The sequence below is a fragment of the Halomonas rhizosphaerae genome (assembly GCF_030012485.1).
Lineage (GTDB): Bacteria > Pseudomonadota > Gammaproteobacteria > Pseudomonadales > Halomonadaceae > Halomonas > Halomonas rhizosphaerae.
In genome coordinates this window covers 22,559-45,586 of sequence record NZ_JASCQQ010000018.1, presented here as the reverse complement: position 1 = coordinate 45,586, position 23,028 = coordinate 22,559, and the positions used below count along the sequence as shown (strand labels likewise).

Genomic DNA, 23,028 nt, shown 5'->3' with positions numbered 1-23,028 from the left:
ACAGCAATGCAAACGGGGGTGGCCATCCGGCTACCCCCGCTGGTTCTCGCGCTGTCGGCGGTGACGGTCAGAGGCGGGCCACCAGACCGTCGATGGCCTGACGCGCCTCCTCGATCGCCGCGTCGCGCTTGCCCATGTTGAGCCCCTCGGCGAACACCACATCCACCTCGGTGATGCCGATCAGCCCCAGCATGCCCTTCAGGTGCGGGGTCTGGCTGTCCATCTCGGTGCCGGCATACTGGCCGCCGCGGGCCGCCAGGATCACCGCCCGCTTGCCCTCGACCAGTCCCCGCGGACCACTCTCGGTGTAACGGAAGGTCTCGCCGGCCCGCAGCACCCGATCGAACCAGGCCTTGAGCTGGGAGGGGATGCCCAGGTTGTAGAGGGGCACCGCCAGCACCAGGACGTCGTGGTCGAGAAGCTCACGGATCAGGGCGTCTGAGCGCTCAGCCAGCTCGCGCTGCTCGGCCGAGCGCTCCTCGGCCGGCACCTGCCAGGCGCCCAGCTCACTGGCCTCGAGGTGCGGCAGCGCCTCGGCGACCAGGTCTCGGTGGGTCACCGCCAGTCCCTCGCGTTCGGTGGCGCGGGCCTGGAAGTGTTCGGCCAGGGCGATGGACTGGCCCTTCTCGCCGAGGATGGACGCGGTGAGGACAAGGGCACGGGTGGTCATGGCGATCTCCTTCGATTCGGTCTCGAGTGACTGATCGCCATTTTACGTGCACGAACTGCAACGAAAAGCGCAAAGTTCCGCCGCTTCCGTTCTATAAAATCGAAAGGCAGGCTGAAGCTTCTGGGCGCGTCGCGAGCGAACACGGGGCGCGTGCGGCCGGAGCGCAGTTACCGGCGTTGACCGGATGCTCATTGAGGATACGACCGAGCCGGCGCACGGGGGCCCCGCGCGAGCTGTGGAGCGCAGTAGCGCCCAGGCGTTTCAGGGCGCGATGCCCTGGCCGCAGCCCCGATACTGCTCGCCGTCGATGCTCAGGGTGACCCGCGCCGGGAAGGGCTGACCACTCATGCTGTCGAAGCAGGCGCGTGCCTCGAGGCGCAGCTCGAAGGGCGTATCGGCCCGGCCACTGGCCAGGATCATGCGTCCCTCGCCGTTGTCCAGGGTGGTCACCCGGTAGGGCAGGGTCATCTCGCGCTCGCCGTAGTCCAGCACCAGGGTCGCCTCGGGCCGGTCGCTGGCCAGGTTCACCACCCAGCCCGGCTCGTTGCCGCGGGCGTGGAACATGGTGCCCGGCCGCTGGCGACGGGTGAGCACGTCCTGGGACAGGTCGCGGGTGCAGTCGAGCCGCCCGGTGGCGCTCTCCACCACTGCCTGGTCGCCCTTGTTCCAGAAGCTGAGCTCGCCCTGCTGGTAGCGGGCACCGCTGGCCACCACCGCCGGCGGCAGCCGGTAGGCCCCATGGGCGGACCAGAGTCGCAGCTCCTCCTCGGTCGCCGCGGTGACCAGGTCCTGGGCAGGCGTGCAGCGCCAGGCGGTCAGCGCCCCGGCATCGCCGGGGAAGAAGGCCGAGGGCATCAGCGGCGCGGCGAGCGCCCCCTCGGACACCGCATCCTCGCGGGAGGCCCCACGATCGCTGACCTCGGGGCGTGTCGCCGCGCCGTCCGGGGAGGCGGCGCAGCCGGCAAGCCACAGGGCCGCCCCCAGCAGGGCGAGGGGACGGGCAGCGGAAACGGTATGACGAGACATGGCGGCTCCTTGCGTGTCGGCGATTTACCCCGGGAGCATACCAGCCGCCCTGCCCCGGCGCGCCGGCACCCGGCTCAACGCTGGGCGTCAGCCATGGCGACGCCTCAGCTCCCGCGCCGCCTCGACCATGTTCGCCAGGGCAGGCTCCACCTCGGCCCAGCCGCGGGTCTTGAGGCCGCAGTCCGGGTTCACCCAGAGCCGCTCGACCGGGATGCGCTCGGCGGCCTTCTCCATCAGCGCCACCATCCAGGCCATCTCGGGGATGTTGGGCGAGTGGATGTCGTAGACCCCCGGCCCGATGGCGTTGGGGTAGGCGAAGTCCTGGAAGGCATCGAGCAGCTCCATGGCCGAGCGCGAAGTCTCGATGGTGATGACATCGGCATCCAGCGCCGCGATGGAGGCAATGATGTCGTTGAACTCCGAGTAGCACATGTGGGTGTGGACCTGGGTCTCGTCGCGCACCCCCGAGGCGGCCAGGCGGAAGCAGGCCACGGCCCAGTCGAGGTAGCCCTGCCACTCGGCGCGGCGCAGCGGCAGCCCCTCGCGCAGCGCCGGCTCGTCGATCTGGATGGCGCGGATGCCCGCCGCCTCGAGGTCGACCACCTCGTCGCGCAGCGCCAGGGCGATCTGCCGGCAGGTGGTTTCCCGGGGCTGGTCGTCGCGCACGAAGGACCACTGCAGCAGGGTGACCGGCCCGGTGAGCATGCCCTTCATGGGTCTGTCGGTAAGCGACTGGGCATATTCGCTCCAGCGCACCGTCATCGCCGCCGGGCGGACCACGTCACCGAAGAGGATCGGCGGCTTGACGCAGCGTGTCCCGTAGCTCTGCACCCAGCCGAAGCGCGTGAAGGCATAGCCGTCGAGCTGCTCGCCGAAGTATTCCACCATGTCGTTGCGCTCGGGCTCGCCGTGCACCGGCATGTCGATGCCCAGCGCCTCCTGGCGGGCCACCACCCGGGCGATCTCCTCGCGCATCCGCGCCTCATAGGCCTCGCGCGAGAGCTCGCCGGCCTTGAAGGCGCGCCGGTCGGCGCGGATCTCCGCCGTCTGGGGGAAGGAGCCGATCGTCGTGGTGGGGAACAGCGGCAGCGCGAGATGGCGCTGCTGGGCCACGGCACGCTCGGCGAAGGGGGACCGGCGCCGGGTATCGTCCGCCGTGACCCCGGCCAGCCGCTCGGCCACCTCGGGGCGCTGCAGGCGAGGCGCCTCGCGACGCGACTGCAGGGCCCGGCTGGCGGCCTCCACGCGGTCGCGGTCTGCCGCGCCGGCGCGGCCATCCAGCAGGCGCGCCAGGGTCGCCGTCTCGTCAAGCTTCTGCCGGGCGAAGGCCAGCCAGCTCCTGAGCTCGGCGTCCAGGGTGGTTTCCGCGGCCAGGTCCACCGGCACGTGCAGCAGCGAGCAGCTCGTCGCGATCCACAGCCGCTCGCCCAGGCGCATGCGTGCCGTGGCCAGGCGCTCTCGCCACAGCGCCAGGTCGGCGCGCCAGACGTTGCGCCCGTCGATGGCCCCCACCGAGAGCACCTTGTGGGGCAGCAGGCGATCCAGCACCGCCTCCAGCTGCGCCGGGGCCCGCACCGCATCGATGTGCAGGCCATCCACCGGCAGGCCCACCGCCAGGGAGAGGTTGTCGCCCAGGCCACCGAAGGGGCTTGCCAGCAACAGCTTGACCGGGGCGGCCTGCAGGCGATGGTAGGCGCGCTCGAAGGCCTGCCGCCAGGCCAGGGGCAGGTCCTGCACCAGCGCCGGCTCGTCGAGCTGGACCCACTCGACGCCCTGCCCGGCCAGCCGCTCCAGCACCTCGGCATAGACATCGAGGACACCGTCGAGCAGCGAAAGTCGGTCGAAATCCTCGCGGGCCTCGCCGCGTCCCTTGCCCAGCCACAGCCAGGTCAGCGGACCGGTCAGGGCCACCTTGACCGGATAGCCGGCGTCCCGGGCCTCGTCCACCTGATCGAACAGGCGGCGGCTGGCCAGGCGAAAGGTCTGGCCGGCGTGCAGTTCCGGGACCAGGTAGTGATAGTTGGTATCGAAATACTTGGTCATCTCGCAGGCCGCGGCCGGCTCGCCGCTGGGGGCCCGTCCCCGGGCCATGCGGAAGGCGGTGTCCAGCGACACCTCGCCGCGTGCCACCTCCTCCTCGGCACCGAAACGCGCCGGCACCGCCCCCAGCAGTACCGAGACGTCGAGCACCTGGTCGTAGAAGGCGAAGTCCCCCACCGTCACCAGGTCGAGTCCTGCCTCGCGCTGGGCGGCCCAGTTGGCCAGGCGCAGCTCGCGCCCGGTGGCCTCCAGAGCCTGGCGGTCGAGCCCTCCCTGCCAGTAGGCCTCGGTGGCACGCTTCAGTTCGCGGTCCGCGCCGATGCGCGGATAGCCGATGACATGAGCCAGCGTCATGATGACGTCCTTTCTGCATGAATGATGCCGGGAAGTCTCGCTGGCCAGCCGATGTGAATCAAACTAAACTCCCTAATCTTTAAGATGAATCAGGCTCACTCGAATGCTCGAACTTCGCCACCTGCGCACCTTGGTCGCCCTGCGCGATGCCGGCTCCCTGGTGGAGGCTGCCGAACGCGTGCACCTGACCCAGTCGGCCCTCTCCCACCAGATCAAGGACCTGGAGGAGCGCTTGGGCAGCCCGCTGTTCCTGCGCAAGACTCGGCCGGTGGAGTTCACCCGGGCCGGGACGCGCCTGCTGACCCTGGCCGAGCAGGTCCTGCCGCTGGTGCGCATGGCCGAGCGCGACCTGGCCCGGCTCGCCGGCAACGAGCAGGGGCGTCTGCACATGGCCATCGAGTGTCACAGCTGCTTCCAGTGGCTGATGCCCACCATCGACCATTTCCGCAACCACTGGCCGGAGGTGGAGATCGACATCCCCGGCGGCCACCACTTCGATCCCCTGCCGGCGCTGGCCCGCGAACAGCTCGACCTGGTGATCACCGCCGACCCCCAGCCGCTGCCCGGCATCCACTACGAGCCGCTGTTCCGCTACGAGGGCCTGCTGGCGGTGGCCCGCCAGCACCCCCTGGCGGGCCGCCCCTTCGTCACCCCCGAGGCGCTGGCCGAGGAGACCCTGATCACCTATCCGGTGGAGCATTCCCGGCTGGACGTCTTCACCCAGTTCCTCGACCCCGCCGGGGTGCGGCCGAAGGAAGTGCGCACCGCCGAGCTGACGATCATGATGATGCAGCTGGTGGCCAGTGGACGCGGCGTCTGCGCCCTGCCCAACTGGGCCCTCACCGAGTACCTGGAGCGCGACTACGTCAAGGCCGTGCCCCTGGGCGAGAAGGGGGTATGGAGTACGCTGTTCGCGGCCATCCGCGAGGAGACCCGCGGCGCGCCCTGGATGGACGACTTCCTGCGCACCGCCCGGGAGACCTCCTTCGCGGTGCTGGAGGGGATCAGGCCGGCGTAGCGTTGCGCCGCGGCAGCAGCAGGGTGAAGCGCGCCCCGCCCAGCGTGGCGCTGGCATCCACCATCACGCTGCCGCCGTGCCAGGCCATGACCTTCTGCACGATCGAGAGCCCCAGGCCATAGCCGCCGGAGCGGCGGGTGCGGCTGTCGTCCAGGCGGGCGAAGGGCTTGAAGACCTCGCTGCGCGCCGCGGCGGGAATGCCGGGGCCGTCATCCTCCACGTCCAGGCGCACCAGCCGAGGTTCGCTCTGCAGGCGGATAATGACCCGGCCACGGGCATGGCGACAGGCATTGGCCACCAGGTTCTGCAGCGCCCGCTGCAGGTAGCGCGGCTCCGCCTGGACCTCCACCTCCGGTCCCGCGTCCAGTTCGATGAGAATGTCACGATGCAGCGGTCGCAGCGCCTCGATGACCCGCTCGGCCATGGCGCGGCAGTCGACCAGCGAGGTCTCGAGCTCGGCACCATTGGCCGTCTCGCTGCCCAGCCGGGCATAGGTGAGGATCTCGTCGATCAGCTCGTCGAGCTCGGTGATGTCGCCATCGACGCCCTCCAGCTGCCGACGGATCGCCGGATCGTCGGTCATGTCCTCGACCATCTGCACCGCGAAGCGGATGCGCGCCACGGGGGTGCGCAGCTCGTGGGAGACGGCGCGGATCATGTCCTGCTGCGCGCGCAGCAGCGACTGCACCTGGGCGGCCATGCCGTTGAAGGCCATCCCCAGGCGCCCCAGGAAGTCGCCGCTCTCGACCTTGACGCGGGTATCAAGGCGTCCGCCGGCAATGCGGGTCGCCGCCAGTTCCAGCCGCGCCATGCGGGCCTCCACGCCACGCACGATCAGGTAGATGATCGCCGCCAGCACGCCAAGCAGCAGCACCAGCAGCAGCAGCTGCAGCGAGACCGGCAGCGGCTCGAAGGCCTTCACCGGGCCGATGGCCAGCCAGCGGGTCTGCGGATCGCTGCCGGGCAGCAGCCGGTACATCGCCATGGACCAGCGCCCGGGCAGCAGCCGGATCACCACTTCCCCCTCGGCCAGGCGCGCCAGCTGGCGGCTATCCAGCCCCTCGGGCGGGGACTCGCTCAGCTGCAGGGGAATGCCGTCACCGGCGACCCGCTCCAGCTGGGCCCGGCGCTCGCCACCCGACACCTGGGCGAGCCACTCGGCGAGCAGCTCGGTAAGCCCGCGCAGCTGCTGCTCACTGAGGCTCGCCACATCGACCTCCAGCAGCTGCTCACCACCGGGCAGCAGGCGCTGCAGGCGCCAGCCGTGCTCGCCACGGGGCATGACCAGCACGCGGCCACGCTCGAGGCGCGAGCGGGAGAAGTAGTTCAGGGAGAGGTCGTCGACCGACACCAACCGGAGGGTCATGTCGAGCTGCCCGGAGCGGCTCGCCAGCCACGCCTCGCGCCCGACCTCGGGCAGGGAATCGACCCAGGCGGTCAGCACCCGCATGGGAGGCTCGACCAGCTGCTCGCGATAGTGCTCGCGCCGCACCTGATCGACCATGGCCAGTCCCAGCAGGGCCAGGCCGAAGGTCAGCAGCAGCGCCAGCGCCAGCAGGACATAGACGCGCAGGAAGGTGCTGTCGGCCAGGGTCCGACGCATGGCTCAGCCATCCCTGACGAAGAGGTAGCCCTTGCTGCGCACCGTCTTGATGCGGTGCGGCTGGTTGGGATCGTCGCCGATCTTGGGGCGAATGCGCGAGACACGCACGTCGATGGAACGATCCTGTCCGTCGTACTTGATGCCGCGCAGGCGGTCGAAGATCTCCTCGCGGGTCAGCACCCGGCCGGCGTTGCTGGCCAGCAGCCAGAGCAGGTCGAACTCGGCACTGGTCAGGTCGATGCGCTCGCCATCCAGCCAGGCCTCGCGGGTGGCGTTGTCGATGACCAGGTCGGCGAAGGTCAGCCGGGTCTCCTCGCCGGCCTCGGCCGGCTCGGCGCGCCGCAGCAGGGCGCGCATGCGCGCCAGCAGCACCCGCGGCTGCACCGGCTTGGGCACGTAGTCGTCGGCGCCCATCTCCAGGCCCAGCACCTGGTCCATGTCGTCGGTGCGGGCGGTGAGCATCATGATCGGGCCGGGGTATTCGCTGCGCACCCGGCGGCAGATCGACAGGCCATCCTCGCCAGGCAGCATCAGGTCGAGGATCACCAGGTCCGGCTGCAGGGAGAGGATCCGCTCCACCCCGCGGGCGCCGTCGGCCTCCACCGTGACCCGGAAACCGTTCGCCTCCAGGTAGTCGCGGGTCAGGCCGGCCAGCCGCTCGTCATCCTCGATGATCAGCACATGATCCTGTTCCTGGGCTTGCAAGCTGTCGTCCATCCTCTGTTCCATCCTGGCGGGCAGGTGAGCGGTCGCGGGGCTCCCGTTGTAGAGAGCCAACGCCAATGGCTAAAGGATACCCGAAATCCGGCATTCCGCCTTCCCGTCTCCGCATGACGACAGCAAGTGTCTCCGAGGCCTAACGACGGGGCCTGGCGAGGGACCTCATTCTGCCCCCCGGATGGCCACAGCCGATCCACAGGTTATCCACTTGATGGGGCCCGAAAAGCACACTATCTTGTGTCTCGACCCGGCACGAACACTACATCATGTGCCTTAGCAACCGACACCATGCCTGTCAACCGTCGCCCGAGAGGCGGCCTTACGACCATTCGACTCACCAGTCAGGGACCCCCGGCGCCATGGATATCACTGTCACACCGGACGAGCCGTCCGTTTCCGTCACCGCACCCAAGGCCCTGCGCGTCATCAAGCGCAACGGCGACGTCGTGGCCTTCGATGCCGACAAGATCGCCGTCGCCATGAGCAAGGCCTTCATCGGCGTGGAGGGTGACAACGCCGCCACCTCCTCGCGGGTACGCGACTTCGTCCGCCAGTCCACCGAGAGCATCGAACAGGCCTTCCTGCGCCGCATGCCCGACGGCGGCACCCTGCACATCGAGGACATCCAGGACCAGGTCGAGCTGGCACTGATGCGCGCCGGCGAGCAGCGGGTCGCCCGGGCCTACGTGCTCTACCGCGAGGCGCACGCCCGGGCGCGCGCCGCGGCCGGCGGTGACATCGTCAAGCCTCATCCCAGCCTCAACGTGACCCTTGCCGACGGCAGCACGCGTCCGCTGGACCTGGGCCGCATCGAGACCCTGGTGTCGGATGCCTGCGAGGGGCTGGCCAACGTCGATGCCCAGAAGATCGTCGACGACTCGCTGAAGAACCTCTACGACGGGGTCACCGTGGACGGCGTCTCCCAGGCGCTGATGATGACCGCCCGCACCCTGGTGGAGAAGGATCCCGACTACACCTACGTCACCGCCCGGCTGCTGCAGGACAACCTGCGCCGCGAGGCGCTCTCCTTCCTCGGCATCGCCGACGAGGCCACCTACGGGGAGATGGCCGAGCTCTATGCACCGGCCTTCAAGGCCTATATCGCCAAGGGCATCGAGTTCGAGCAGCTCGACCCGGCGCTGGCCGAGTTCGACCTCGACCGCCTGGGCGAGGCCCTGGACCACCATCGCGACAACGCCTTCACCTACCTGGGCCTGCAGACCCTCTACGACCGCTACTTCATCCACCGCGACGAGGTGCGCTACGAGCTGCCCCAGGTGATGTTCATGCGGGTCGCCATGGGCCTGGCGCTGGGCGAGGACGACCGCGAGGCGCGGGCCATCGAGTTCTACGAGCTGCTCTCGAGCTTCGACTACATGGCCTCCACGCCGACCCTGTTCAACGCCGGCACCGTGCGCAGCCAGCTCTCCAGCTGCTACCTGACCACCGTGCCCGACGAACTCGACGGCATCTACAGCGCCATCCGCGACAACGCCCTGCTCTCCAAGTGGGCCGGCGGCCTGGGCAACGACTGGACCCCGGTCCGCGCACTCGGCTCCTGGATCAAGGGCACCAACGGCAAGTCCCAGGGCGTCGTTCCCTTCCTCAAGGTGGTCAACGATACCGCCGTGGCGGTCAACCAGGGCGGCAAGCGCAAGGGGGCGGTCTGCGCCTACCTCGAGACCTGGCACCTCGATATCGAGGAATTCCTGGAGCTGCGCAAGAACACCGGCGACGACCGCCGCCGCACCCACGACATGAACACCGCCAACTGGGTGCCCGACCTGTTCATGAAGCGGGTCTTCGATGACGGCGAGTGGACGCTCTTCTCCCCCGCCACCTGCCCGGACCTCCATGACCTCTACGGCGCGGCCTTCGAGCAGCGCTACGAGGAGTACGAGGCGATGACCCGCACGGGAGAGCTCAAGCTCTACAAGCGGGTCCGCGCCAAGGACATGTGGCGCAAGATGCTCTCGATGCTGTTCGAGACCGGCCACCCCTGGATCACCTTCAAGGACCCGTGCAACCTGCGCAGCCCCCAGCAGCATGCCGGCGTGGTGCACTCCTCCAACCTGTGTACCGAGATCACTCTCAACACCTCGGCCGACGAGATCGCGGTATGCAACCTGGGCTCGGTCAACCTGGCCCAGCACGTGGTCGACGGCAGGCTCGACGGCGAGAAGCTGAGGAAGACCGTGCGCACCGCCGTGCGCATGCTCGACAACGTCATCGACATCAACTATTACGCGGTGCCCCAGGCCAGCCACTCGAACGCCAAGCACCGTCCGGTGGGGCTCGGCATCATGGGCTTCCAGGACGCGCTCTACGCCCAGGACATCGCCTACGCCAGTGACGCGGCCGTCGAGTTCGCCGACCGCTCCATGGAACTGGTCAGCTACCATGCCATCGAGGCCTCCAGTGACCTGGCCGCCGAACGTGGCCCCTACCGGAGCTTCGAGGGCTCGCTGTGGAGCCAGGGCATCCTGCCCATCGACTCCATCCAGAAGCTCAAGACCGAGCGCGGCGAGAAGTACATCGAACTCGACGAGAGCGTCACCCAGGACTGGGACCGACTGCGCGACAAGATCGCCGGCCAGGGCATGCGCAACTCCAACGTGATGGCGATTGCCCCGACCGCCACCATCTCCAACATCTGTGGTGTGACCCAGTCCATCGAGCCCACTTACCAGAACCTCTACGTGAAATCGAACCTCTCCGGCGAGTTCACGGTGGTCAACGCGCCCATGGTCAACGACCTCAAGGCACGCGGGCTTTGGGACGAGGTGATGATCAATGACCTCAAGTACTACGACGGCTCGGCCCAGCCCATCGACCGCATCCCGGACGACCTCAAGGCCAAGTACGCCACCGCCTTCGAGGTGGAGCCCAAGTGGCTGGTCGAGGCCGCCGCACGCCGCCAGAAGTGGATCGACCAGGCCCAGTCGCTGAACCTCTACATCAAGGGGGTCTCCGGCAAGAAGCTCGACGTGACCTACCGCATGGCCTGGTTCCGCGGCCTGAAGACCACGTACTACCTGCGCGCCCTGGGCGCCACCTCGGTGGAGAAGTCCACCGTCGACCGCGGCACCCTCAATGCCGTGAGCAATGGCGCTCCTGCTCCCTCGGCCAGCCCTGGACCGGCCGCCGAGCCTCCCCGCCGGGAGCCGAGAGGCGTCGAGGACTTCCTGCAGGGCAAGGGCGGCCAACGCGCACCGAGTGCCGGCGAGATCGACGAACTGGGCTGCGAGGCCTGCCAATAACCCCGGACGCTGTAAGCCGGAAGCTGGAAGGAACATCCCGTTTCTTCCGGCTCATCGACCAGAGATCGAAAGGTGGATAGAGATGCTTAACTGGGACGAGTTCCACGAGGACGAGACCGCGGTCGCCGAGCAACCCAAGCCGGCTCCCGCGCCGCAGCCCGCCGCCGAGCCCCGGGCCGACGCCGTGCGTGAAGAGGCCGTGAAGGAGAGTGCCGGTCGCTACGCCGCGGCCGACGAGGACCGCCTGGCCCGTGCCCGCCGGTCGCTGGAGGAGCTCGACGTGGCCGCCGGCCTCGAGGAGCTGGAGATGGGTGCGGCGCGCATCGAGGTCGACGACAAGCAGATGATCAATGCCCGCGCCGACCTCAACCAGCTGGTGCCCTTCAAGTACGAGTGGGCCTGGCAGAAGTACCTGGACGGCAGCGCCAACCACTGGATGCCCCAGGAAGTGAACATGAACGCCGACATCGCGCTTTGGAAGAGCGCCGAGGGGCTCACCGCGGACGAGCGACGCATCGTCGAGCGCAGCCTGGGCTACTTCTCCACGGCAGACTCGCTGGTGGCCAACAACCTGGTGCTGGCGCTCTATCGCCTGATCACCAACCCCGAGTGCCGCCAGTACCTGCTGCGCCAGGCCTTCGAGGAGGCGATCCATACCCACGCCTACCAGTACTGTGTGGAGTCGCTGGGCATGGACGAGGGCGAGGTCTTCAACATGTACCGCGAGGTGCCCTCGGTGGCCGCCAAGTCCGCCTGGAGCCTCAAGCATACCCAGTCGCTTGCGCGCCCCGACTTCAACACCGGCACCACCGAGACCGACCAGGAGCTCTTGCGCAACCTGATCGCCTTCTATTGCGTCACCGAGGGCATCTTCTTCTACTGCGGCTTCAGCCAGATCCTCTCCATGGGCCGGCGCAACAAGATGACCGGGGTGGCCGAGCAGTTCCAGTACATCCTGCGCGACGAGTCCATGCACCTGAACTTCGGCGTGGACATGATCAACCAGATCAAGATCGAGAACCCGCAGCTGTGGACGCCCGAGTTCCAGGACGAGGTAACCCAGATGATCCTCGAGGGCACCGAGCTGGAGATCGCCTACGCCCGGGACACCATGCCCCGCGGCGTGCTGGGCATGAACGCGGCGATCATGGAGGAGTACCTGCACTTCATCTGCAACCGCCGCCTGGCCCAGATCGGCTTGAAGGAGCAGTTCCCCGGGGCGCAGAACCCCTTCCCGTGGATGAGCGAGATCATCGACCTGCGCAAGGAGAAGAACTTCTTCGAGACCCGCGTCACCGAGTACCAGGTGGGCGGCGCACTGAGCTGGGACTGATCCCGTAGACGCAAGGCCGGGGCCGTCCGTCCCGGCAAGGATGGAGGGAGGCCTCGTCATGATGGAGAAGCCCATCGCGACCCGTGAGACGCGACGTGCCCGCGCCCACCGGCCTGCCGCCACCCCAGATGATGACGCCCTGTCCGGCCATGCCGGGCGGGGCGTTTTTCATGGCCCGGCAACAGGCAAAACAACGGAGGGCAATCCGATGCAAGCAACCCAAGCCGTAGCACATCGCGAGTCGCGGGCGTGGCAGTCCGCCCTGGACCGGGCGCTGAGCGCCCATGACAGCGAAGACGCCCTGGCCCGCTATCCCCATGTGGCCTTCGCCTTCCCGTCAACGGCCCCCAATCCCTACTCGCGGGACTACCCGCTGCTCGACTACCGGGAACTCAAGGAGTGGGCGACCTCGCGAGGCTGGCGGGTCCGGCCCGCCCCCGAGCGCGCCCCCGCCGGCGAGAAGTACAGTCCACCGGTCCGCTTCACCCGGCTGCACCAGGGAAACGCACGCACCCCTGCAGGGCCGAGGAGCCATTGAGCCAGGCCGCCCGGGGCCGCTGGCCCCGGGCGATACCCGGTGAGTGCGATACGCCGGACGGGGCACCGGACCGGCATTGATTCCCGATGGGCGCGAGCGCTAACGTGGGGTACGACATCCAGGGATGACACGGAGGGTTCACCCATGACCGAGCGCAACGCCAGAAGCGTGATCACGCGGGTCTTCGTGCCCGCCCATGTCCGCGACCTGCCCAACGGCGAACGGGTTAAGGTACCGGGCCATTACAAGGCCCCGCCACGCCGACGATAGCCTCCCGCCATGCAGCAGCCCATCATCGGCTATCACCTCGACGAGGAAGGCCACTGGGTCGCGGAACTCGCCTGCGGCCACAACCAGCACGTGCGCCACCAGCCGCCCTGGACCGAACGCCCCTGGGTGACCACCGAGGCCGGGCGACGCTCGCGACTCGGCCTCGCCCTCGAGTGCGTCAAGTGTGATCGTGGCGAGCCTCGGGACAACTAGACTGGGGGTAGCGACCGTCTGGCTGGAAGGCAAGAAGCTGCGCGGGGGCTATGCGCTGATCCGCACGCCCCTGGGGCAGGGAGAAGGCTGGCTGCTGGTGAAGATGGACGACGAGGTCGCCGATGCAAGGCGCAACCCCACCTCGACCGAACCCGAGTCCGTGGTGTCGGGACGCACGCTGACGGAGGTCGCCCGCGAGGCGAGCCAGGGCTGAGCCCGGGAGAAGTCGGTTTGCCTCGCGGGACACTCGCGGCCCGGAGGGACCGCGAAGCGCCCGCCGACGAGGAGGGTGGAAGGCCGGGGAACCGCTACCCCTTGGGCCCGAACAGGAACCAGATGATCAACCCGATCAACGGGAAGAACAGCAGGACCAGGATCCAGATCAGCTTGGACAGCCCGCCGGCCGAACTCTTGGCCACCTTGACGATGGCCCAGATGACGATGATCAGCCAGATCAGGCCCAGCAGGCCACCTACTTCGATACCCATGCGACGTCTCCTTGTCCATTTCCATTCGGCGAAATGCCGCCCTTAGAGGTAGCACAGCGGCGGCGAAACGCACAATCGCGACCCGTAGCGATTTGTCAGCACGGGTAACGGTCTCGCCACTCATTCGGGCAGCAGGTGCCCGACCTTGACATAGATCAGCGCACCATCCTCCCCCGTGAAGGGCGTGTGCTGGCTGCGATGGGGGCTGCGCAGCCAGCTGCCGGCGGGATAGGCCCCATGCTCGTCGTGAAAGGTGCCCTCGAGGACCAGGATCTCCTCGCCGCCCCAGTGGTCATGGGTCTGGAAGCGGGTGTTCGGCGCCCAACGCACCAGCGCCACGTGCTCGCCTTCGAAGTCGTGAAGCGGCAGCACCTCGAGCCCGTCGACGAGCCCGGGCCGCCACGTCTCGGCGCGGGTATCGATGACCTTCTGTGCGGTGTCGTCCGGCGAGAACTGGTGCAGCTTGACGAAGATAACCGCGCCCTGTTCGCCCACCCGCGGGGCGTGTGCGGTGCCGATGGGGTTGCGCAGGTAATGGCCCGCGGGGTAGCGGCCATGCTCGTCGGCAAACTCGCCCTCCAGTACCAGGATCTCCTCGCCGCCGCCGTGCTCATGGGTCGGGAAGGTGCTGTCGGGCGCATAGCGCACCAGGGAGGTGGCCCGGGCCACCTCGTCGCCGACCCGGTCCAGCATCATCCGCTCGACCCCCGGGGTGGGTGACTCCACCCAGCGGTACTGGTCGGGAGTGACCACCGCGCGGCGACTGAAATCGGCATTGAGTCGCATGACGCTCTCCTTCTGACAGGGCCTCCGGGACTGGGGCCTCTCGTTGTCGAGCCCGCTCACCTGGCCCGACGCTTGCATGACCACGACGTGGCTTCCATCGGTTAGGATGGGGCTCCCCACCGCCAATCGCAAGGAGGTCCCTTGGCCACCGACCTGCTGCTCAATGCGCTGATCTTCCTTGCGGCGGCGGTGCTGATCGTGCCGGTCTTCAAGCGCCTGGGGCTGGGCGAGGTCCTGGGTTACCTGGCCGCGGGGGTGGTCATCGGTCCCTCGGCCCTGGCCCTGGTGGCCGACGCCGAGGCGGTGCTGCAGTTCTCTCAGGTCGGCATCGTCTTCCTGCTGTTCGTGATCGGCCTGGAACTCAAGCCCTCGCGCCTGCGCGTGATGCGCAAGGCGGTGTTCGGCTTCGGCAGCCTGCAGGTAGTCATCACCACGGCCCTGCTCTCGCTTGCCGCCTGGTGGCTGGGGCTCTCCCCCGCCGCAGCACTGGTCGTGGGCTTCAGCCTGGGGCTCTGCTCCACGCCACTGGTACTGCAGCTGCTCGGCGAGCGCCGGGAACTGCAGACCCGCCACGGCCGCAATGCCTTCGCCCTCCTGCTGTTCCAGGACCTGGCGGCGATCCCGGTGCTGGCGATCATTCCCATGCTGGCCGCCGACGCCCTGATGGCGGACGGCGTCATGCCCCTGCTCAAGGGCGTGCTGGTGGCCATCGGTGCCTTCCTCGGCCTGATCGTCGGCGGCCGCTACCTGCTGCGCCCGCTGTTTCACTATGCCGCGGCCACCCGCAGCCGTGAGATGTTCGCCGGCACCGTCCTGCTGGTGGTGATCGGCGCCGCCCTGCTGATGGAACTGGCCGGGCTCTCCATGGCCCTGGGGGCCTTCATCGCCGGCGTGCTGCTCGCCGACTCCAAGTACCGCCACAACATCGAGGCCGATATCGAACCCTATCGCGGCCTGCTGCTGGGGCTGTTCTTCATGGCGGTGGGCATGACGGCCGATATCCGCCTGCTCGGCGAGATGCCGCTGGTCGTGCTCGGCCTGACCCTGGGGCTGGTACTGCTCAAGGCGCTGGCCATGCTGGTCGCCGCAAGGGTCCACGGCACCGGCTGGAAGGACGGACTCAACCTGGGGGTGCTGCTCTCCCAGGGTGGCGAGTTCGGCTTCGTGCTGCTCTCCGCGGCGGCGGCCGCCGCCCTGCTCGACACCCAGCTGGTCAGCCTGCTGATCCTGGTGATCTCGCTCTCCATGGTGACCACCCCGCTGCTCTTCCAGCTGCATGTGCACGGCCTTCGCCGCCTCTTCACCCGCCCCCGGCCCAAGCGCGCCTTCGATACCCTGCCCGACGACGCCCCGCAGATCATCATCGCCGGGTTCGGCCGTTTCGGGCAGATCATGGGGCGTGCCCTGCAGGGGCTGAAGATCCCCTACACGGTGCTCGACATCAACGCCGACCAGGTCGAGGTGGTGCGCCGCTACGGCAACCAGGTCTACTACGGGGATGCCTCGCGCATCGACCTGCTCAAGGCGGCCGGGGCCGACCGGGCCCGGGTGATGGTGATGGCAGTGGGCGACCCCGAGGCCTCGATGCGCATCGTCGGCCAGGTGCGCCGTCAGTTTCCCCACCTGAGGCTCTATGCCCGGGCACGCAACCGCCACCACGCCCACCTGCTGATGCGGGCCGGGGTCACCCATATCGTGCGCGAGCTGCTGCCCGCCAGCCTCGAGCTGACCCGTGACGCCCTGATCGGCCTGGGCATTCCCCGGGAGCAGGCCCAGCACACCATCGATACCTTCCGCCCCCACGACGAGCAGGCGTTGCTGCGCCAGCTCGAGGCATTCGGCAACGAGACGCAGCAGATCCAGACCATCCAGGACGCCGCCCGGGAGCTCGAGGCCCTCTACGAGGCGGACGAGGACATCACCACCCGGGTGGAGGAGATTCCGCGCTGGCAGCGGTGAGGCGCGATCACTCGATGCTCCACCACCCCGGCAGCCGGTCCCGCACGTCGCGGCGAGCGAAGCGGTCGTCCATCAGCACCACCGTGCCCTCGTCGTCGGGGCCGCGGATCACCCGGCCCGCCGCCTGCACCACCTTGATCAGCCCCGGGATGCGGTAGGCGTAGTCGTCGCCACGGCCGAAGCGCGCCGCCAGCCGCACCTTGAGTGCCTCGTTGAAGTCGTCGAAGGGCGGCAGCCCCAGCGTGGCGATGAAGGCCCCGATCAACCGCTCACCGGGCAGGTCGATGCCCTCGGCGAAGGCCCCGCCCAGCACCGCGAAGCCGATCCCCTGCCCGCCCGGCGCGAAGCCGGCAAGAAAGGCGTCCCGTGCCTCCTCGCGCATGCCCCGGGTCTGGGCGCGCACGGGAATCTCCGGATGGGCCTCCTGCAGCCGTGCCCGGGCCGCCTCCAGATAGGCGAAGCTGCTGAAGAAGGCCAGGTAGTGGCCCGGCCGACGGCGGTACTGCTCGGCCAGTTCGGCGACGATGGGCGCCAGCGACGCCTCCCGGTCGCGCAGCCGGGTGGAGATGTCGGCGCGGATGCGTACCTCGAGCTGCTCGGCGGCAAACGGCGAGGCGACCTCCCGCCAGACCGTGGCGGCCGGCAGGCCCAGCAGGTCCCGATGGTAGTGGGCGGGGCTCAGGGTCGCCGAGAAGAGCACCGCAGACCGGGCCGCCGCGAAGCGCGGCGCCAGGAAGTCCGCCGGCACGAGGTTGCGCAGCCCCAGCACGGCACGGCCGCGACCGTGACGGGCCAGGTCGCACAGCGAGTGCTCGCCGAAGCGCTCGGCCAGGCGGGTAAAGGCCAGCGCCTCGAAGAGCAGCTCCTCGAGCGCGAGGGAGGCCTGGTCGGGATGTTCCCCCAGGTACTCGGTGATGGCGCTGGCGACCCCCTGCAGGGCCGCGACCATCCCCTCGGGCAGGCCGTCGAGCACCCGGTAGGCCGGTCGGCCCGGCTCGCCGGCCTCGCTCATCCCCGCCTCCTCGACCAGCGTCTGCCACTGCCGGGCCAGGCGCCCCAGGGGACGCGTCAGGGCCCCGGGCGCCTCTCGGCGCAGACGGGCGAGGCGGTGCTGGTCCAGCTCGGCGCTGTACATGCCCCGGGCCCGTTCCACCAGGTTGTGGGCCTCGTCCACCAGCAGGCCCAGGCGCCAGCCGTTGGCCCGGGCGAGCCCATGCAGCAGGGCATTGGCATCGAACCAGTGGTTGACGTCCCCGACGACCAGGTCACACCAGCGCGCCAGCTCCTGCCCCAGGTAGTAGGGGCAGACGCCGTGGTCGAGGGCCACCTCGCGCAGCGCCTCGCGGTCCAGCCAGCCACGCGCCACCGCGGCCTGTCGTGCCGCCGGCAGTCGGTCGTAGAAGCCCGCCGCCAGCGGGCAGGCCTCGCCGTGGCAGGCCCGGTCGGGATACTCGCAGGCCTTGTCCCGGGCGATGAGCTCAAGCACCCGCAGCGGCGCGGGCTCGGCGTCCGAGCTCGGGGCGGTCCCCTCCTCGGCACCCAGGGCGAGCAGGGCATCCAGCGCCAGCCGGCGCCCCGGCGTCTTCATGGTCAGGAAGGCCACGCGGTCGAGTCCCTGGCGGGGCATGGCCTTGAGCAGCGGGAAGAGGGTACCGAGGGTCTTGCCGATGCCGGTGGGGGCCTGGACCAGCAGGCAACGGCCGGTGCTGGCGGCCTTGTAGACGCTCTCCGCCAGGTCACGCTGGCCGGGACGGAAGCGGTCGTGGGGAAAGGCGAGCTCGCCGAGCGCCTCGTCACGACGCTCGCGATGCCGGACCTCCTGCGCCGCCCAGGACAGGAAGCGCCGGCATTGGGTCGCGAAGAAGGCCTGCAGCTCGTTGGCGCTCGCCTCACGGGTCAACACGGTCTCCCGGCCGGTGGTGACGTCCAGGTAGACCAGCGCCAGGGTCAGCGAGGCAAGGCCGCGCTCGGCACACAGCAGCGCGCCGTAGACGGTGACCTGGGCCCAGTGCAGGGCCCGCTGGTTGTCGGCCATGCGCTCCAGACGACCGCGGTGGGTCTTGACCTCCTCCAGGCGGTTGGCCGCCGGGTCGAAGCCGTCGGCGCGGCCGCCCACCCTGAGCCCCTCGAAGCAGGCGGAGAGCGGCAGCTCGGCCTCGTATCCCTCGCCCCGCCGCCTTGACACCAGGGCATGGCCCTCGATGCCCTCCCGGGCGCTGGGGGCCGGAGTGAAGCGGTGGTCCAGGTCCCCCTCCCGGGCGGTGAAGTCGCACAGCGTCCGCACCGCCACGCGATAGCACGTCACCTCGCTCATTCGCCGTCCATCGCCCAGCGCACATGGCAGACCACGGCGGGCATGCCCCGGGCATGGAAGAAGGCCAGCCAGCGCCGCTGGTTGTCCTGCAACCGGTCGCCCGGCCCCTTGACCTCGATCAGCCGGTAGCGTGGCTCGCCTTCCGAGGCCTCGGGGAGGAACTGGATCAGGTCCGGCAGGCCGGCCCGGTTGGCCTTGAGGTCACCGAGCAGCCGCTCGAAGCAGGCCCGCAGGTGGGCGGCCGGCAGGCAGGCCAGCGCCTGGTCGAGCAGCCCCTCGTCGAGCACTCCCCAGTGCACGAAGGGCGAGGCCAGCCCCTGCTTCTCTCGCCAGGTGGCACGGATCACCTCGCGATACCCGCCATCGTCGAGCCGGGCCAGGCAGGCATCGAACAGGGTACGTCGGCGGGCCACGAAGTCCTCGCGGTAGAGGTCCGCCGGGCCGTGGTGAAAGGGGTGGAAGAAGGCCCCGGGCAGGGGCGCGAAGAGCGCCTCCCAGCAGAGCAGCCCGAAGAGCCCGGTGAGCAGGGTGTTTTCCACATAGTGCACCGGTGCCGCCTCGCGATGCAGGTGGTCGCGCACCGTGGCCTCCACCGGGCCGGGCGGCAGGGTCAGGGTCCACGGTCGAGGGTCCGGCTCACGGCATGACGCCGGCGGGGAAAGCCCCAGCCGACGGCGCAGCCGCGGCACCAGCCGTCCCAGCGCCTGGACCTCCTCCTCGCTGGCCGGAGCCTGGGCCAGGGGCTCGGCCAGCGCCAGGGCCGAGGCGTGCTCCCCACGTCGTTCCTGCAGGCGCAGGTGGCGGATGCGCGCCTCGACGCTGCCCACCTGGCCTGCTTCCGGCCAGCCAGCCCCGGCATAGAGGGCAAGGGCCGACTCGCCCAGCCCCTCCCGCTCCGCCTGGCGCCCCAGCGCCACGCAGAGTCGCCGATGCCGCGCCGCCAGCCAGGCGTTGTCGGCCAGCGGCGCGGGCAGTTCGGCACGCAGTGCCGATACCGCCTCCCCGACCTCGAGCCGCTCGCGAAGGCGGTGCAGGGCCAGGTATGCATCCACCTCCGTGCGGCGCCGGAAGGCCCGGGAGTCGGGGGTGATCGCCACCCGCTCGAAGCACTGCAGGCCGAGTTCGGTGAGCACGAACTCCGCCCAGTCCTGGCGCAGGTTGCCGAAGAACATCAGCCGCAGCCGGTCGCAGGTCGCCATCACGGCGAGGCGCACGACCCGGTCCGGCGCTTCGGGCCACCAGTCGTCGAGCGGGCGAGGCTCGCTGAGCCGCGGCGCCAGCGCCTCGTGCAGCGCGGCCTTGCCGGTGGCGGCGGGCAGTCCCGCGGCGGCGATCTCGCCGGCCAGGGCGCGGCGCAGCTCGGGAAGGCGCAGCTGACGGAACAGCTCTGCCAGTCCAAGTTCGGGGGCGGCCTCGACCAGGCCCGCCTCGACCAGGGGCGCGAGGGCCGCCTCGGGATCGCCGATCTCGGGATAGCGCAGGCGCGAGGTGCGAAAGTGCTCCCCCTTGCGCATCACCATGCGCACCAGCAGCGCCTGAGAGGCCTCGGGCAGGCCGGCGAAATCCGCCAGGAAGCCCTGCTCGGCCGCGTCCAGCAGGTCACCATGGCGCTCGGCGACCCACGTCAGCACGAAGCGGAAGTTCGCCAGATAGTAGCGCGGGTCGTCCAGGGAAGCGGTGACCGGCGCGGCGCCAGGAATACTGTTCATGCATCCATGGTATCAGGGCCGAGGAGGTAGCGTCAGCGCGGCAGGCCTCGGGCCAGCTCGCGTACCACCTCGGCGGCGGGGACCTCACGGCAGCGGCTGGCGTTCTGCCCGGCCCACAGCGGCGAGAAATCGCCACTCCCTTGCGCCTCGGCGGCGGCCCGCAGCGGGGCGATGGCCGCGGTGGCCAGCGGAAAGGCCGGCGCCGCCTCGCTGATCGGCCCCAGCTCGCGCATCAGCCGGGTGACGATGCCTCGGGCCGGACGGCCGCTGTAGAGGTTGGTGAGCGCCGTATGGCGGGCCGCCTCGCTCATCAGCGCCCGGCGATGGATGGCCGAGGCGCGGGATTCCGGGCAGCAGAGGAAGGCGGTGCCGGCCTGGACGGCCTCGGCGCCAAGCGCCAGCGCGGCCGCCACGCCCCGGGCATCGGCGATGCCGCCGGCGGCGACCACCGGTACCTCCACCGCCTGCCGGACCTGGGGCAGCAGCGCCAGGGTCCCCACCTGGGTGGTCAGGTCCTCGGTCAGGAAGAGGCCCCGATGGCCGCCGGCCTCGAGCCCCTGGACGATCACCGCATCGGCCCCGTGGGCCTCGAGCCAGCGCGCTTCCTCCACCGTGGTGGCCGTGGAGAGCACCATCGCGCCCCAGGCCTTGACCCGCGCGAGCAGCTCCGGCGCCGGCAGACCGAAGTGGAAGCTCACCACCGCCGGACGGAAGGGCTCGAGGACATCGCAGGCTGCATGGTCAAAGGGACGCCGCCCGGCACCGGCCGGCACCGCCTCGATGTCGAGGCCGAACTCGGCATACCAGGGCGCCAGCGCCGCGTGCCAGCGCGCCTGACGCGCAGGGTCGGGTGCCGGGGACGTGTGGCAGAAGAAGTTGACGTTGACCGGCCCCGAGGTCGCGGAGCGGAGTGTCTCGAGCTCCTCCGCCATCGCCTCGGGCGAGAGCATGGCGCAGGGCAGGGCCCCGAGGCCGCCGGCACGGGAGACGGCAATGGCCAGCTCGCTGCCCTGGGCGCCCGCCATGGGGGCCTGGAGGATAGGCAGGTCGAGGCCCAGTCGCTCGGGCAATGTCATGGGGTATCTCCTTGATCGGTGGCATCGTTATCGGAGGAATTGCGCTTCCGGCCGATGCGTCGCCAGGGCCACTTGTGGCCCAGGGTGTCGGCAGCGTAGGCGTCTCGATCCCCCGGCGGGCGGGCGGCGCCGACGGTGGTATCGCGATAGGTCTGGCGCTCCATTTCCGCGTTGAACTCTGCGCCCAGCAACACGACGAACGCCGACAGCCAGAACCATAGCATCAGCATCACCACCGCCCCCAGCGAGCCATAGACCTCGCTCAGATTGATCACGCGGCTGAAGTAGAACGACAGGGCGGCCGAACCGATCAGCCATAATAGCGTTGCGACGACGGAGCCGACGCTGATCCACTTCCAGCGCGGCGGCCGCCTGTCGGGCCCGAAGCGATAAAACACGGCGATGACCAGCATCATCACCAGCAGGAGCACCGGCCAGCGCAGCCACACGATTACCGTGACCAGCAGTGTATCGAGACCCAGCATGCCGATGGCCAGCGGAAAGAAGGCGATAAAGGCGATGCTGATCAGCAGGACCAGCATCAACCCCAGCGTCAGCGCCGCGACGATCAAGCCACGCTGCAGCGACCCCCGGCGGTCCACCTCGCCATACACCACGTTCAGCCCCAACACCATCCATAGCACGCCCTTGGAGGCGACGAACATGGCCACTGCCACGCTGCCCAGGGCCGTCAGGCTGAGGCCAGTACCGGTGCTCTCGCCTATCTTGCGGGCCTGATCATTGATCAGGCTGGAGGCCTCGGGCGGCAGGTAGCGGCTGAGCTCCACGATCTGGCTCGCCAGGTCCTGAGGGTCCATCACCAGCGCCCAGATCGAGATGATCGCGGCGATCGTCGGAAAGAGCGCCAGCATGGCATTGAAGGCGATGCCGGCGGCCATCATGGCGACGAGGTCCTGAAGGGTCTCCTGCTTGACGCGCCATGCGATATCCAGCCATCCGGCTGCGGGGATCTGCTTGGGCTCGTCGGCGCAGCGACCACGCTTCGTCTTGGCCATGAGTGCCTCAGGGCCGCTCCGCGGGGCGCAGCACCATGCGCGCATCACGGATCTCGATGTCGAAGCGGTCGAGGAAGCTCATGCCCAGCAGGGCGGCCTCACCGGTGAGGCCCGGACTGATGGACCCGCGCACGTCCCGGGCGGAGTACCCGCCCAGGCTCACTTCGTCGAGCAGCGTCAGCTCGCCGCGCACCCGGCCGTTGGCGGTATTGAACCAGGCGCTGCCGGTACTCTCGAGCCCCAGCCTCGCGGCCATTTCGGCCGGGACCGCCACATAGGTGGCGCCGGTGTCGAGCAGGAATTCCACCGGCTGGCCGTTGATGCGCCCGGTGGCCACGAAGTGGCCGGTGCGGTTGCGCTCCAGCACCACCGGCTCGCCCTCCCCCACCGCGACATTGGCGAGGTGGGCATTGGGGTTCCGCTGCGCCTCCAGGTAGCCATGGAACCACCAGGACCCACCCCCCAGGAGGAGCACCCAGAACAGCAGCATCATGCCCAGGCCGGCACGCCGCGAGACGTCTTCGTCGCTCATTTGCCGTCCTCCCTGTATCGCCCCGGCGACAACGTCGGCGCCCATGCCGGCATAATCTGCCTACCGACAAGGATACCCCCTGGCCGAGATGCCTTGCCTCCCC

At 69.5% G+C, this 23,028-nt stretch carries 20 protein-coding genes; 8 read left to right on the top strand and 12 right to left on the bottom strand.

Annotated elements, in window-relative coordinates; genetic code table 11:
- Positions 1-67 precede the first annotated feature (67 nt).
- The 3 genes from QLQ86_RS09055 to metE all read right to left on the bottom strand — a co-directional run bounded on the left by QLQ86_RS09055 (position 68) and on the right by metE (position 4,090).
- Positions 68-670, bottom strand: coding sequence for an FMN-dependent NADH-azoreductase (locus QLQ86_RS09055; protein WP_282816667.1), 603 nt, complete (start codon positions 668-670; stop codon positions 68-70).
- A 261-nt stretch (positions 671-931) separates the two neighbouring features.
- Positions 932-1,696, bottom strand: coding sequence for a COG3650 family protein (locus QLQ86_RS09050; protein ID WP_282816666.1), 765 nt, complete (start codon positions 1,694-1,696; stop codon positions 932-934).
- Between the two features lie 87 nt (positions 1,697-1,783).
- The gene (gene metE / locus QLQ86_RS09045; protein ID WP_282816665.1) at positions 1,784-4,090 is read right to left on the bottom strand and encodes a 5-methyltetrahydropteroyltriglutamate--homocysteine S-methyltransferase; all 2,307 of its coding nucleotides are present in this window, start codon (positions 4,088-4,090) and stop codon (positions 1,784-1,786) included.
- A gap of 103 nt (positions 4,091-4,193) precedes the next feature.
- Between metE and QLQ86_RS09040 the strand changes: the two genes are divergently transcribed.
- Positions 4,194-5,108: a LysR family transcriptional regulator gene (locus QLQ86_RS09040; protein WP_282736353.1), complete on the top strand. Its 915-nt coding sequence runs from the start codon at positions 4,194-4,196 to the stop codon at positions 5,106-5,108.
- Here the strand turns inward: QLQ86_RS09040 and QLQ86_RS09035 are convergent.
- The gene (locus QLQ86_RS09035) at positions 5,095-6,711 is read right to left on the bottom strand and encodes an ATP-binding protein (RefSeq protein WP_282816664.1); all 1,617 of its coding nucleotides are present in this window, start codon (positions 6,709-6,711) and stop codon (positions 5,095-5,097) included. The two genes, QLQ86_RS09040 and QLQ86_RS09035, sit on opposite strands and share 14 nt — an antisense overlap.
- A gap of 3 nt (positions 6,712-6,714) precedes the next feature.
- Positions 6,715-7,428 carry a winged helix-turn-helix domain-containing protein gene (locus QLQ86_RS09030; protein ID WP_278032655.1) on the bottom strand — a complete coding sequence of 238 codons (714 nt, stop codon included), beginning with the start codon at positions 7,426-7,428 and terminating at the stop codon, positions 6,715-6,717.
- Between the two features lie 362 nt (positions 7,429-7,790).
- On the opposite strand from QLQ86_RS09030, the gene QLQ86_RS09025 reads away from it, so the two are divergent.
- The 6 genes from QLQ86_RS09025 to QLQ86_RS09000 all read left to right on the top strand — a co-directional run bounded on the left by QLQ86_RS09025 (position 7,791) and on the right by QLQ86_RS09000 (position 13,259).
- A complete protein-coding gene (locus QLQ86_RS09025) occupies positions 7,791-10,691 on the top strand; it encodes a ribonucleoside-diphosphate reductase subunit alpha (protein WP_282816663.1) in 2,901 nt (966 codons plus the stop codon).
- 82 nt (positions 10,692-10,773) lie between these two features.
- Positions 10,774-12,024, top strand: a complete 1,251-nt coding sequence (locus tag QLQ86_RS09020) for a ribonucleotide-diphosphate reductase subunit beta (protein ID WP_282736356.1) — start codon at positions 10,774-10,776, stop codon at positions 12,022-12,024.
- A 208-nt stretch (positions 12,025-12,232) separates the two neighbouring features.
- Positions 12,233-12,562: a hypothetical protein gene (locus QLQ86_RS09015; protein WP_282736357.1), complete on the top strand. Its 330-nt coding sequence runs from the start codon at positions 12,233-12,235 to the stop codon at positions 12,560-12,562.
- A gap of 144 nt (positions 12,563-12,706) precedes the next feature.
- Positions 12,707-12,832 (top strand): hypothetical protein, encoded by a 126-nt coding sequence (locus QLQ86_RS09010; RefSeq protein ID WP_282736358.1) that lies wholly within the window; start codon positions 12,707-12,709, stop codon positions 12,830-12,832.
- Between the two features lie 9 nt (positions 12,833-12,841).
- Positions 12,842-13,045, top strand: a complete 204-nt coding sequence (locus tag QLQ86_RS09005) for a DUF3565 domain-containing protein (protein ID WP_282736359.1) — start codon at positions 12,842-12,844, stop codon at positions 13,043-13,045.
- Complete coding sequence (locus tag QLQ86_RS09000) at positions 13,023-13,259, top strand: hypothetical protein (protein ID WP_282736360.1); 237 nt, start codon at positions 13,023-13,025, stop codon at positions 13,257-13,259. The genes QLQ86_RS09005 and QLQ86_RS09000 overlap by 23 nt, the downstream gene beginning before the upstream one ends.
- A 94-nt stretch (positions 13,260-13,353) precedes the next feature.
- On the opposite strand, the gene QLQ86_RS08995 is transcribed toward QLQ86_RS09000, so the two are convergent.
- Both QLQ86_RS08995 and QLQ86_RS08990 read right to left on the bottom strand, forming a co-directional pair.
- Entirely contained in the window at positions 13,354-13,533 is a 180-nt protein-coding gene (locus tag QLQ86_RS08995) for a PLDc N-terminal domain-containing protein (RefSeq protein WP_282736361.1), read from the bottom strand.
- Between the two features lie 120 nt (positions 13,534-13,653).
- Positions 13,654-14,319, bottom strand: a complete 666-nt coding sequence (locus QLQ86_RS08990) for a cupin domain-containing protein (protein WP_282816662.1) — start codon at positions 14,317-14,319, stop codon at positions 13,654-13,656.
- Between the two features lie 141 nt (positions 14,320-14,460).
- On the opposite strand from QLQ86_RS08990, the gene QLQ86_RS08985 reads away from it, so the two are divergent.
- The gene (locus tag QLQ86_RS08985) at positions 14,461-16,278 is read left to right on the top strand and encodes a monovalent cation:proton antiporter-2 (CPA2) family protein (protein ID WP_282816661.1); all 1,818 of its coding nucleotides are present in this window, start codon (positions 14,461-14,463) and stop codon (positions 16,276-16,278) included.
- 7 nt (positions 16,279-16,285) lie between these two features.
- On the opposite strand, the gene QLQ86_RS08980 is transcribed toward QLQ86_RS08985, so the two are convergent.
- From QLQ86_RS08980 to QLQ86_RS08960, 5 genes are read right to left on the bottom strand one after another with little or no spacing between them, the layout of a single operon-like run.
- Entirely contained in the window at positions 16,286-18,592 is a 2,307-nt protein-coding gene (locus QLQ86_RS08980; protein ID WP_282816660.1) for an ATP-dependent DNA helicase, read from the bottom strand.
- Complete coding sequence (locus QLQ86_RS08975; RefSeq protein ID WP_282816659.1) at positions 18,589-20,301, bottom strand: VRR-NUC domain-containing protein; 1,713 nt, start codon at positions 20,299-20,301, stop codon at positions 18,589-18,591. Before QLQ86_RS08975 ends, QLQ86_RS08980 begins: the two co-directional genes overlap by 4 nt.
- A 32-nt stretch (positions 20,302-20,333) precedes the next feature.
- Positions 20,334-21,377: an NAD(P)H-dependent flavin oxidoreductase gene (locus QLQ86_RS08970; protein ID WP_282736366.1), complete on the bottom strand. Its 1,044-nt coding sequence runs from the start codon at positions 21,375-21,377 to the stop codon at positions 20,334-20,336.
- A complete protein-coding gene (locus QLQ86_RS08965) occupies positions 21,374-22,393 on the bottom strand; it encodes a YihY/virulence factor BrkB family protein (RefSeq protein ID WP_282816658.1) in 1,020 nt (339 codons plus the stop codon). The genes QLQ86_RS08970 and QLQ86_RS08965 overlap by 4 nt, the downstream gene beginning before the upstream one ends.
- Positions 22,394-22,400: 7 nt before the next feature.
- A complete protein-coding gene (locus QLQ86_RS08960; RefSeq protein ID WP_282816657.1) occupies positions 22,401-22,925 on the bottom strand; it encodes a retropepsin-like aspartic protease family protein in 525 nt (174 codons plus the stop codon).
- Positions 22,926-23,028 lie beyond the last annotated feature (103 nt).

What these genes read in the sequence shown, in the direction of transcription:
- QLQ86_RS09030 (WP_278032655.1), bottom strand. Translation starts at nt 7,428, where the DNA reads ATGGACGACAGCTTGCAAGCCCAGGAACAGGATCATGTGCTGATCATC.
- QLQ86_RS09050 (WP_282816666.1), bottom strand. Translation starts at nt 1,696, where the DNA reads ATGTCTCGTCATACCGTTTCCGCTGCCCGTCCCCTCGCCCTGCTGGGG.
- QLQ86_RS08980 (WP_282816660.1), bottom strand. Translation starts at nt 18,592, where the DNA reads ATGAGCGAGGTGACGTGCTATCGCGTGGCGGTGCGGACGCTGTGCGAC.
- QLQ86_RS09025 (WP_282816663.1), top strand. Translation starts at nt 7,791, where the DNA reads ATGGATATCACTGTCACACCGGACGAGCCGTCCGTTTCCGTCACCGCA.
- QLQ86_RS09020 (WP_282736356.1), top strand. Translation starts at nt 10,774, where the DNA reads ATGCTTAACTGGGACGAGTTCCACGAGGACGAGACCGCGGTCGCCGAG.
- QLQ86_RS08960 (WP_282816657.1), bottom strand. Translation starts at nt 22,925, where the DNA reads ATGAGCGACGAAGACGTCTCGCGGCGTGCCGGCCTGGGCATGATGCTG.
- QLQ86_RS08995 (WP_282736361.1), bottom strand. Translation starts at nt 13,533, where the DNA reads ATGGGTATCGAAGTAGGTGGCCTGCTGGGCCTGATCTGGCTGATCATC.
- QLQ86_RS08970 (WP_282736366.1), bottom strand. Translation starts at nt 21,377, where the DNA reads ATGACATTGCCCGAGCGACTGGGCCTCGACCTGCCTATCCTCCAGGCC.
- QLQ86_RS09010 (WP_282736358.1), top strand. Translation starts at nt 12,707, where the DNA reads ATGACCGAGCGCAACGCCAGAAGCGTGATCACGCGGGTCTTCGTGCCC.
- QLQ86_RS09040 (WP_282736353.1), top strand. Translation starts at nt 4,194, where the DNA reads ATGCTCGAACTTCGCCACCTGCGCACCTTGGTCGCCCTGCGCGATGCC.
- QLQ86_RS08990 (WP_282816662.1), bottom strand. Translation starts at nt 14,319, where the DNA reads ATGCGACTCAATGCCGATTTCAGTCGCCGCGCGGTGGTCACTCCCGAC.
- QLQ86_RS09055 (WP_282816667.1), bottom strand. Translation starts at nt 670, where the DNA reads ATGACCACCCGTGCCCTTGTCCTCACCGCGTCCATCCTCGGCGAGAAG.
- QLQ86_RS09005 (WP_282736359.1), top strand. Translation starts at nt 12,842, where the DNA reads ATGCAGCAGCCCATCATCGGCTATCACCTCGACGAGGAAGGCCACTGG.
- QLQ86_RS08975 (WP_282816659.1), bottom strand. Translation starts at nt 20,301, where the DNA reads ATGAACAGTATTCCTGGCGCCGCGCCGGTCACCGCTTCCCTGGACGAC.
- QLQ86_RS08965 (WP_282816658.1), bottom strand. Translation starts at nt 22,393, where the DNA reads ATGGCCAAGACGAAGCGTGGTCGCTGCGCCGACGAGCCCAAGCAGATC.
- QLQ86_RS09035 (WP_282816664.1), bottom strand. Translation starts at nt 6,711, where the DNA reads ATGCGTCGGACCCTGGCCGACAGCACCTTCCTGCGCGTCTATGTCCTG.
- metE (WP_282816665.1), bottom strand. Translation starts at nt 4,090, where the DNA reads ATGACGCTGGCTCATGTCATCGGCTATCCGCGCATCGGCGCGGACCGC.
- QLQ86_RS09015 (WP_282736357.1), top strand. Translation starts at nt 12,233, where the DNA reads ATGCAAGCAACCCAAGCCGTAGCACATCGCGAGTCGCGGGCGTGGCAG.